Annotated in this window: 2 protein-coding genes; both read left to right on the plus strand. The window is 48.6% G+C overall.

Annotated features, from left to right (window positions below):
• Nucleotides 1–259 precede the first annotated feature (259 nt).
• Entirely contained in the window at nucleotides 260–11,314 is an 11,055-nt protein-coding gene (locus tag AB6805_RS16820) for a gliding motility-associated C-terminal domain-containing protein (protein ID WP_370910599.1), read from the plus strand.
• A 50-nt stretch (nucleotides 11,315–11,364) separates the two neighbouring features.
• Nucleotides 11,365–12,345 carry a type IX secretion system membrane protein PorP/SprF gene (locus AB6805_RS16825; RefSeq protein ID WP_370910600.1) on the plus strand — a complete coding sequence of 327 codons (981 nt, stop codon included), beginning with the start codon at nucleotides 11,365–11,367 and terminating at the stop codon, nucleotides 12,343–12,345.
• Nucleotides 12,346–12,351 lie beyond the last annotated feature (6 nt).

Below are 12,351 nucleotides of genomic sequence, written 5' to 3' on the forward strand. Positions count from 1 at the left end.
AAAATGTAGTGGCAAACGTTTCAGTAGAGAGGATAAAAAATTACTCCTCCTTGTCGGCCATTTTCTGGCGTTAATCCTTCCTTTCTAAGCATACGCAGTCATTAGCATCTTAATCAATCGTGAGATAGATAGGCTGATCGTGTGCACTCACCATTCAGCTATTGGATAAATATTGTTTGCAGGGATTCCGGGCATTGACCATATTCTGTTAGATGCTGTAATTAATTGCCCGGATTTAATATAACGAATCAATCTAAGCATGAAGATAAAATTACTTGTTTTCGCGGCTTCTTTATTGGTTTTCCTGAATGTAAAAGCCCAGGAGCTAACCCTCACAATATCTCATTCAGATGTAAGTTGTTTTGGCGGATCTGACGGTACTGCCACAGCAAATGCCACTGGTGGTTTTCCGCCTTATACCTATAGCTGGTCAAATGGAGCTACCACACGCACTATTAATAACCTGGTTGCCGGCCAGTATACCTGTACAATAACAGGGCTCGGTGGTAATGCGGCCCAGGCATCGGTAACAGTTACAGCGCCGCCGGCTATCAGCTTTACCACATCGCAAACAGATGTGCAGTGTTTTGGAGAGGCAACGGGATCGGCTAGCGTTACGGCGGGCGGAGGTACTCCGCCGTACACTTACCGCTGGCTGCCTACCGGTGGTAGAAGCGCTACTGCCAGCAACCTGGAAGCAGGAGCATACAGGTGCGTTATTACCGATGCCAATGGTTGTGATACGATAGCAACGGTCAACGTTGCGCAGGCGTCGCCTATTACATTTACAACAACGCAGAATAATGTTTTATGTAATGGGCAGAGTAATGGTACGGCCACCGTAAATGTAACGGGTGGCGGCGGACCATTTACCTACAGCTGGTCGCCTGTTGGAGGTACTGCTGCTACTGCTAATAATCTTGCAGCGGGTACTTATACCTGTACAATCGTCAATAGATTTGGATGTGATACCACTGCATCGGTAACGATCACTGAACCGGCGGCAGTGCTTAGTGCTACCACCTCGAAAACGGATGTACTATGTTTTGGCGCCGCTACCGGATCAGCCACTGTCATCGTGAGTGGAGGCACTTCACCGTACACCTATAGCTGGTCGCCCGGTGGTGGAACCGACGCTACGGCCAATAATCTTACGGCGGGTAACTATACCTGCACTATAACGGATGCCAATGGTTGCACTACAACGGCCTCCGTAACAATCTCTGAACCATTATCCGGCATAAGTTTCACCACCTCACAAACGGATGTGCTGTGCTTTGGTAATACCACCGGAGCAGCAACCGTGAATGCAAGTGGCGGTACTGCGCCATATAGCTACAACTGGTTACCCACTGGCGGTACCGGCGCTACAGCAAGTAATCTTGCCGCCGGTACCTATACCTGTACCATCACCGATGCCAATGGCTGTAACGTTACAGCAACCGTAGATATTAGTGAACCGCCGCAGCTGTCGTCTTCAACTACTCAAACAAATGTTTTATGTAATGGGGGTAATAGTGGTTCCGCTACGGTGACTGCAACAGGTGGTGCAGCACCGTATACATATAGCTGGTCGCCCTCCGGGGGAACCGGCGCTACCGCCAATAATCTTACAGCAGGCACTTACACCTGTACGGTTACTGATGCCAATGGCTGTAATGCCACGGCCACCGTAACGATCACGGAGCCGTCTGCCCTGAGTTTTACCACCTCACAGGTGAATGTATTATGCTTCGGTGCTGCCACAGGATCCGCGACGGTGAACGTAAGTGGTGGTACCGCACCATATACTTACAGCTGGTTGCCTTCCGGCGGAACCGGCGCTACAGCTAATAACCTTGCAGCAGGCACTTACACCTGCACTATAACAGATGCAAATGATTGTACCATTACAGCAACAGTAACGATTACGCAAAAACCGCAAATAACATTTACTACTAACCAGACCAATGTTTTTTGTAACGGCGGCAGTGCAGGATCGGCCACTGTAAACGTGAGCGGCGGCACAGCGCCATACACCTACAGCTGGTCGCCGGCGGGCGGTTCAGCGTCTACTGCGAACGGTTTGTCTGCTGGCACTTATACCTGCGCGATTAGGGATGCTAACGGATGTGATACAACCGCTACTATTATCGTTACAGAGCCGCCGGTATTAACCGCTACCGCTACCAAAACTAATATAAGCTGCAATGGAGCAAATGATGGAACAGCTACGGCAGTAGTGTCCGGCGGTGTGGCTCCTTATACTTACAGCTGGGCTCCCGGCGGTGCAACCACTTCGACTATTACCAATCTTGGTCCCGGCACATACACGTGTACCGCTACAGATGCAAACGGATGTACTATTACAGGCACTGTTTCCATGACGGAACCGCCATTGTTAACATCAACTTCGACGGCTACACGTGTTAGCTGCAATGGCGGCAATGACGGTTCTGCAACAGCAGTGGCCAGTGGTGGAACGCCGCCGTATTCCTATAGTTGGTCTGATGGCGCAACCACTGCAACTGCCAACAATCTTACAGCAGGCACTTATACCTGCACCATTACAGATGGCAATGGTTGTACGAGTACCACCTCCGCAACAGTGAGTCAGCCTTCCGCGGTAACAGGCAGTACTTCACCTACTAACATAACCTGCAATGGCGCAGCCAACGGCTCTGCCACGGTTAATGCCAGTGGCGGCATGGCTCCTTATACTTATCTGTGGTCAAATGGCGGGACTACCCAAACGATCAATAACCTTGCTCCGGGAGATTATACGGTGATGATTACAGATGCAAACGGATGTACGTTTAATGTTTCTTCTCCGGCAACCATTACGGAACCTCCTGTATTATCTGCAGGAGTAACACATACAGATGTGGGCTGTAATGGGGAACGCACGGGTACAGCCACTGCCACTGCTACGGGAGGAACCGCTCCGTATTCTTACCAATGGTCACCCAGCGGAGGCACAGGTTCAATAGCTACGGGACTTGGAGCAGGCGATTATACCTGTAATATAACAGATGCCAATGGCTGTACTACTTCAGTAACGGTAACTATCGGTCAATCCTCCACATTGAACGCTTCGTTTAACGCTGATGATGTAAGTTGTAAAGGTGCCAATGATGGTGCTGCCACGGCAACTGTTTCCGGCGGGGCAACGCCATATACTTACAGTTGGTCGCCCGGTGGGGAAACAACGCCGGCTATCAGCAATCTTGGCCCTGGCACTTATACCTGTACCGTTACAGATGCTAATGGTTGTACAATCAGGCAAACGGTAGAAGTAAAGGAACCTGCATTGTTGAAGGCAAGAGACACCATCATTAATAATATAACCTGTAACGGCGCCAATGATGGTGCTGCCAGGGTAACGCCATCCGGCGGTACAGCTCCATACACCTACAGCTGGTCGCCCGGTGGTGGCAGTACTCAAACCGTTAGTAATCTTTCTCCCGGTACTTATACTACTACGGTAACAGATGCGAATGGTTGTACTGCTACTTCCTCAGTAACTATTACGGAACCGCTGGTGTTAGAAGGGTCAATTTCTCATACTAATATCACTTCAACGGGAGCAATTAATGGAACGGCCACGGCCTCTGCTACCGGCGGCACCCCTCCTTATTCATACAATTGGTCACCTGGCGGCGCAACCTCACCAACTATTAGTGGTCTTGCTCCGGGAACGTATACCTGCACGATTACGGATGCCAATGGTTGTACTACTACCGAAAGCGTCACCATTATTGATCCTACAGGCGCCGCGTTGGCAGTTAATACGGCCCAGACGAATGTTACCTGTAATGGCACTAATACCGGCGTAGCCCGGGTATCGGCATATGGCGGTACACCGCCTTATACCTATAGCTGGTCGCCCGGCGGGTCCACAAACCCGGTGATTGACGGACTTGCTCCGGGAACATATACCTGCACGGTAACGGATGATGCGGGTGCTACGGTGGTAGCGACTATAACCATTACAGAGCCGGCGCCGTTAACTGCCAGCGCTGCGGGCACCGATGTGCTTTGTAACGGAGGCAACAGTGGATCTGCTATTGTAACTGCTGCCGGAGGTACCCTTCCTTATGCGTATAGCTGGAGCAACGGGGCTACCAATGATACGGTTACTAATCTTACAGCAGGAACATATACGGTTACTATTACTGATGGCAATGGTTGTACTACCACTGCACCAGTTACGATAGCGGAACCTGCAGCCTTAAACGCTGTTACCTCGCAGGTGAATGTGCATTGTAATGGATTTAATGATGGAGAAGCTACTGTTGACGTAACAGGTGGGACAGCGCCTTACAGCTATAGCTGGTCGCCCGGCGGTGGAGGAGGGAAAACAGCTACAGGGCTTGCACCTGGAATTTATACCTGTACGATCACTGATGCGAATGATTGCACAACAACAGCATCGGTAACGATTACAGAGCCTGATGCCCTGGGTGCCACTGCCAATAAAACGAATGTTTCGTGCAATGGTTTAAATGATGGTACAGCTACTGCTATCATATCCGGAGGTACCAGTCCGTATACCTACAGCTGGGATCCGGGTGGGGAAACAACGCCCACGGTAAGCAATCTTGGCCCTGGAACCTATACCGCGCATGTTACTGATGTTAATGGTTGCAAAATTATAGGCACCGTTGAAATTACACAGCCAGCGGTATTAACGGCAAGTATTACACATACAAATGCCACTTGTAACGGTGATACAGATGGCAGCGCTACCGTGAATGCTGGCGGAGGTACTACTCCATACCGTTATAGCTGGTCGACAGGCGCCACTACGCAAACTATAAGTGATCTTGCTCCCGGTGCTTACACCTGTACGGTAACCGATGCGAATAATTGCACCACAGATGTAAATGTAACCATATCCGAACCTGCGGAGGTATCTGCAAAGATTTCAAAGATAGAGGTGATATGTAATGGCGGCACAAACGGAAGCATTACGCTGAGTGGTACCGGTGGCACAGCGCCTTATACCTATCTGTGGCAAGGCGGACAAACTACTGCCAAAATAGAGAATCTTGTTGCGGGCAGCTATACCTGTACCATTACGGATTCGCATGGCTGTACAGGAGATGTAACCGTTACTATCACTGAGCCTTCGGCAATAACCGGTACCGCAACGCAAACAAACGTGACCTGTCACGGCAATATCGACGGTACGGCAACTGTTGTGGTTACAGGTGGTGTAGCGCCGTATACTTACAGCTGGTCGCCAAGAGGTGGCACCGGCGCAATAGCTACTGGTCTTATTGCAGGCACCTATACCTGCACGATTACAGATATTAAAGGCTGCACAAATATTGTAACCGTAACGATTACCGAACCGGATGTTTTGGTAGTTGATGTTGACCAGGTGAATGTAACATGCCGGGGAGCTAATGATGGTACGGTAACTTTAACGCCGTCCGGAGGCACAGCACCTTATACTTACACCTGGTCAACCGGCGCAACCACCGCTACCGAAACAAATCTTTCTCCGGGTACCCACCAGTTTTCTGTTACAGATGCCAATAATTGCAGGTATACGCAATCATTTGAAATTACGGAACCGGCTGCATTAACGGCTACGTCGACACATACCAATGTTTCGTGCAATAAAGGCAATGATGGTACTGCTACTGCAGTGCCGGCGGGAGGAACTGCACCGTATACATATCTTTGGTCGCCCGGTGGCGCTACCACCGCCACTGCCACAGGGCTTATTGCGGGTACCTATACCTGCACCGTTACCGATTCAAATGGTTGTGTTACCACAACAAGCACAACTGTCACACAACCACCTGCTTTATCTGTAAGTGCTACACAAAATAATATCAGTTGTAATGGAGCAGCCGATGGCACAGCCGGAGTAACAGCTTCAGGCGGCACTGCTCCTTATACCTACCTTTGGTCTAATAGTGCCACTACAGCGGCTATTACGAGTCTGTCACCCGGAACGTATACCTGTGCTGTTACGGATGCAAATGGTTGTGATACATCTGTCAGCGTGACGATTACCCAACCTGGTTTATTAAGATTTATCGCTGTTCATACAGATGTGCTTTGTAATGGTTCGGCTACCGGTGCTGCCAGGGTAACTGTTACAGGCGGAACAACTCCATACACCTACAGCTGGTCACCCAGTGGTGGGACAGGTGCTGCTGCCAACAACCTTAAAGCGGGTACTTATACCTGTACGATTACTGATGCGCATGGTTGTGATACAACGGCAACTGTTACGATCACAGAGCCAACAGCTCTCCGGTTCACAACAACGCAAACAAATATAGATTGTAATGGAAATAATAATGGCGCTGCTACTGTAGCAGTATCCGGCGGTGCTGCACCATACCGGTATAGCTGGTCGCCCGCTGGCGGCACCGGCGCTACTGCAAGTAACCTTGCTGCTGGCACTTACACCTGTACAATAGCAGACGCCAATAACTGTACGACAACGGCTACCGTCACTATCACGCAGCCGGATGTATTAAGCGCCACTACCTCCCAGGTGAATGTGAACTGTAATGGCGACAATAGCGGTAGTGCTACTGTGACAGTAACCGGCGGCACAGGGCCGTATACTTACCTTTGGTCTAATGGAGGCACTACCTCAACTATCAATAACCTGACCGCCGGAACTTATATTGTTGCTATCCGGGATGCGCACGGTTGTACTGCTGCAGCAACAGTTACTATAACAGAAAATGCCGCTATTGCCGCAGAAGTAACGGTGAATAATGTTTTGTGCTATGACGGTAATACAGGTAGTATATCCGTTGCCGTTACCGGTGGCACAGCGCCATACAGCTACTTCTGGGATAATGGAGCAACTACCCCGGCAGTCAATAACCTTACTGCAGGCATTTATGCGGTTACTATAACCGATGTAAATGGTTGTGATACGTCTATCAGCGTAACGGTTACGGAGCCTGATGAGTTAAGCGTCACTACATCGCAGGTAGATGTTGACTGCCATGGCGGTAATACAGGTTCCGCTACGGTAGCGGTATCCGGAGGCACCAGCCCGTACACCTACCTTTGGTCTAACGGAGGCACTGCCGCTACAGCCAATAATCTCACTGCAGGTACCTATACCTGCACTGTAACAGATGATCATGGCTGTGACACCACGGCAACGGTTGCCATCACAGAAACGGCAGCGATTACAGCAGTCGTTACACAAAACGATGTGCTGTGTAATGGTGGTAATACCGGTAGCATATCTGTTTCCGTCACCGGTGGAACTGCGCCTTACAGCTACTTATGGAGCAACGGCGGAACAACCGCAACGATCAATAACCTTACTGCGGGCACTTATACTGCTACGATAACGGACGTAAATGGCTGTGATACGTCTGTCAGCGTAACGGTTACCGAGCCTGATGCGTTAAGCTTTACTACCTCACAGGTAGATGTGGACTGCTATGGTGATAGTACCGGTTCTGCAACAGTAACAGCATCCGGCGGTACGAGTCCTTACAGCTACCTTTGGTCTAATGGCGAAACAACCGCCACTATGAGTAATCTCATCGCAGGTATTTACACCTGCACTATTACAGATGCTAATGGTTGTGATACTACCGCAACGGTTACTATTGCAGAAACAGCGGCTATTACAGCAGCTGTAACGCAGGATAATGTTTTATGTAATGGCGGCAATACTGGCAGCATATCCATTACAGCCAGCGGCGGAACAGTACCGTACAGCTACTTGTGGAGCAACGGAGCAACTACGTCCGCAATAAATAACTTAACGATTGGCACATATACCTGTACTATAACAGATGTGAACGGTTGCACAGGAAGGGTATCTGTGACGATTACTGAGCCGGACGCGTTAAGCTTCACCACCTCGCAGGTGAATGTGAACTGCCATGGCGAAAGCACCGGTTCCGCCACTGTAACGGCCGATGGCGGCAGAAGACCTTACCGCTACCTTTGGAGCAATGGAGGAACTGCCGCAACTATTAATAATATCGCTGCCGGTACTTATACCTGCACCATAACAGATGGTCATGGCTGTGATACTACCGCAACGGTTACTATCACAGAAACAGACGCTATCACAGCTACTGTAACGCATGATAATGTTTTATGTAATGGTGGAAATACAGGCAGTATATCCGTTGCAGCTGCCGGTGGCACAGCGCCGTATAGCTACCTGTGGAGCAACGGCGGAACAACCGCAACGATCAATAACCTGCCGGCAGGCACTTACACTGCTACCATCACCGATGTAAATGGTTGTGATACGTCTGTCAGTGTAACAGTTACCGAGCCTGAGGCGTTAAGTTTTACTACCTCCCAGGTGAATGTGAACTGCCATGGTGATAGCACCGGTTCGGCAACGGTAACAGCCGATGGCGGCAGAAGACCTTACAGCTATCTTTGGTCTAATGGGGCAACAACCGCCGCTATCGGCAACCTCACCGCAGGCACTTACACCTGCACTATAACGGATGCCCACGGCTGTGATACTACCGCAACGATTACTATTGTAGAAACAGCGGCTATTAAAGCAGCCGTAACGCAGGATAATGTTTTATGTAACGGCGGCAACACGGGCAGCATATCTGTTGCAGCGAGTGGCGGAACCGCGCCATACAGCTACTTATGGAGCAATGGAGCAACCACGGCTGCAATAAATAACTTAACGATTGGCACCTATACCTGCACCATAGCAGATGTGAACGGTTGCGATACATCTATCAGCGTAACGATTACTGAGCCGGATGCGTTAAGCTTCACCACCTCACAGGTGAATGTAAATTGCCATGGTGATAGCACCGGTAGCGTCACGGTAACGGCCGATGGCGGCACAAGTCCTTACAGCTATCTTTGGTCTAATGGAGGAACTGCTGCAACTGTAAATAACCTTACTGCGGGTACTTACACCTGCACGATAACAGATGGCCATGGCTGTGATACAACGGCCACGGTTACTATCACAGAAACAACAGCTGTTACAGCCACCGCAACGCATGATAATGTTTTATGTAACGGCGGCAATACTGGTTCGGCCACAGTAGCAGCCAGTGGCGGCACAGCGCCGTACAGCTACTTATGGAGCAATGGCGGAACAACCGCCACCATCAATAACCTGCCGGCAGGCACTTATACTGCTACCATCACCGATGTAAATGGTTGTGATACGTCTATCAGTGTAACGGTTACCGAGCCGGATGCGTTAAGTTTTACCACCTCGCAGGTGAATGTAAACTGCCATGGTGATAGCACCGGTTCGGCAACGGTAACTGCCGACGGCGGCAGAAGGCCGTATAGCTATCTTTGGTCCAACGGGGCAACAACGGCCACTATCAGTAATCTCGCAGCAGGTACTTACACCTGCACTATTACTGATGCCCATGGTTGTGATACTGCCGCAACGGTTACTATTACAGAAACGGCTGCTGTTACAGCGGCCATTACGCAGAATAATGTTTTATGTAACGGCGGCAATACAGGCAGCATATCTATTGCAGCGAATGGCGGAACAGCGCCATATAGCTACTTATGGAGCAACGGAGCAACTACGGCTGCTATAAGCAACCTGACGATTGGCACATATACCTGCACCATAACGGATGTAAACGGTTGTGATACATCTGTCAGTGTAACAGTTACTGAACCTGGTGCGTTAAGTTTCATCACCTCGCAGTTGAATGTGGACTGCCATGGCGGCAATAACGGTTCAGCTACCGTAACGGTAGCCGGTGGAACAGCGCCATACAACTACCTCTGGTCTAATGGAGGGACTACCGCAACGGCCAATAACCTCGCTGGTGGTAGGTACACCTGCACTATAACAGATGGTCACGGCTGTGACACCACGGCAACGGTTACTATTACAGAAACAACAGCTGTTACAGCCACCGCAACGCATGATAATGTTTTATGTAACGGCGGCAACACCGGTTCGGCCACTGTAACTGCCAGCGGCGGCACAGCGCCGTACAGCTACTTATGGAGCAACGGCGGCACAACAGCGACGATCAATAATCTTCCGGCAGACACTTATACTGCTACTGTAACTGATGCAAATGGTTGCGATACATCTATCAGCGTAACGATCACTGAGCCTGATGCGTTGAGCGTTACTACCTCGCAGTTGAATGTGAACTGTGATGGCGGCAATACCGGTTCAGCCACTGTAACGGCGGCCGGCGGAACAGCGCCATACAGCTACCTCTGGTCTAATGGAGGTACTGCCGCAACGGCCAACAATCTTGCGCCTGGAACCTATACCTGCACTATAACAGATGCTAATGGTTGCAGTATTAAAGCCAGCGTAATAATATTATCGGGCGGTTTTGAAGCCATTAAATTGGTTGCTGACGCAGGTGGTAACGGAACAGCCGGAGAGAACGAGTTACTAACCTATACAATCCGGGTAAGAAATACGGGTGCATCAGTCATAGAAAATGTTACTATAACGGATGCTGTACCAGCGCATACCACATTTGTAAGCACTGCGCAAGGCTCAATGAATAATAATGTCGTAAGCTTTAGCGACATCAATCTCGGAGTAAATGAAGCAAGGGATTATTCATTTGTTGTGAGAGCAAACGCAAATCTGCAGGGCGTAACCGAAATCAGTAATGTTGCGGAAGTGAAGATAAGTACCAGCAGCGCAGCAGGATGCACTAAGAATCCTTTTATAGTCATCCCGGTATTAAGAACCGGACCATCGCAGGTAGTCGATCTTAATATTATAAAACAAACAAACGATAAGCCTGTAACAGTACCAGACAGGTATGATTATACCATCGTAATAGGAAATGCAGCATCTACTGCTTCACCTGTTACCGTTAAAGACGTGTTGCCGCCGGGAATTATCTATATCAGCAGTGTTGCCAGCAGGGGAGTGGCAGATTATGATGCCAGTAACCGGACGCTTACCTGGAGAATAGATTCACTGCAAAACGGAGGTAGCGAATCGCTTACATTACGCGTACAGGCGGATGCCATGGGTACTATTGTAAACACCGCCACCGTGTCAAGCCCACAGGTTGATATAGATGAAACCAATAACAAGGCTGCTGTTAGCAAGGAAGTTATTCCATTCAAAATCCCCAATGTATTTACACCTAATGGGAATGGCCATAATGATAAGTTCGTGATTAAAGGTCTTGAGCTGTATACTGAAAATGAACTGCTTGTTTTCAACAGGTGGAATGCAAATGTTTACCAGAAGAAGAATTATCAGAATGACTGGGATGGCAGTGGCTTAAATGAAGGCACTTACTTCTATATACTAAAATTAAAAGATAGCAACAATGTTTGGCATACATATAAAGGCAATGTATTGATATTAAGACGCTGATAACAGAAGGACAGGAACGCGCTTGTTTTGTACTTTAATAACTACGAGCTATGAAAAATAAATGGATGATGCTATTGTTTTGTTTTGCAGTCGTTGCGTCAGCGGAGGCTCAGCAGGATGCGCAATTTAGCCAGTATATTTTTAATGGCCTTTATATAAATCCGGCCTACGCGGGATATAGAGAGGTGTGGAATATCAACGCATTTTACCGCAATCAATGGTCAGGTTTCCCAGGAGCGCCGAAAACGGTGTCGGTGGCCGTAGACGGGGTAGCAAGAGACGGACGGTATGGCCTTGGGTTAAATATAGCGAATGATGAAATAGGTTTGCAGGGAACTTCATCGCTGTATGCAAGCTATGCTTTCCGCATTCCTGTTCAGCATGAGGAGAGTGGCAAAACATTTTCTATTGGTATTAGTGCCGGATTTATACAAAACAGGATAAAAGTGGAGGACTATGATCCTACAGATCCTACCGATGAAGATCCTACCCTGTATAATTCTCTCAGAACAAAATTTACTCCCGACGCAAGAATAGGCGTATTTTATAATTCCAATTCTTTCTTTGCGGGTCTTTCGGCAGATAACCTTATTTCATCGGCATTTGATGCAAAAAAGGATCCTGGTAATATTTTTACAGAACGCAAAGTACACCTGTATGCCACAGTTGGCGGATTAATTCCATTGTCGGAAGTTATACAACTTAAACCCTCTATTCTGGTAAAAGAAGATTTCGCTGGTCCTACAAGTCTTGATATAAATGCTTTTGTACTGATTAATAAGATAATATGGGTGGGTGCGGGTTACAGAACAGCCGTGTTCAACAAAGAATTAATACAACACGATCTTAAAAAGTCGGGAGCTGTTATAGGTATGGCAGAAGTTTTTATCGGGCAAAAGATACGTTTAGGATACGCTTACGAATACACGACAAACGTTGTAGGTATGGGAGGTTATCCCACCAATGAGATTTCAATCAGCTATTTCTTTTTTAATCCCAAAGCTAAAATGTTGTCACCAAGATATTTTTAGTGTAAA

This window comes from Chitinophaga sp. RCC_12 (assembly GCF_041360695.1).
GTDB lineage: Bacteria > Bacteroidota > Bacteroidia > Chitinophagales > Chitinophagaceae > Chitinophaga.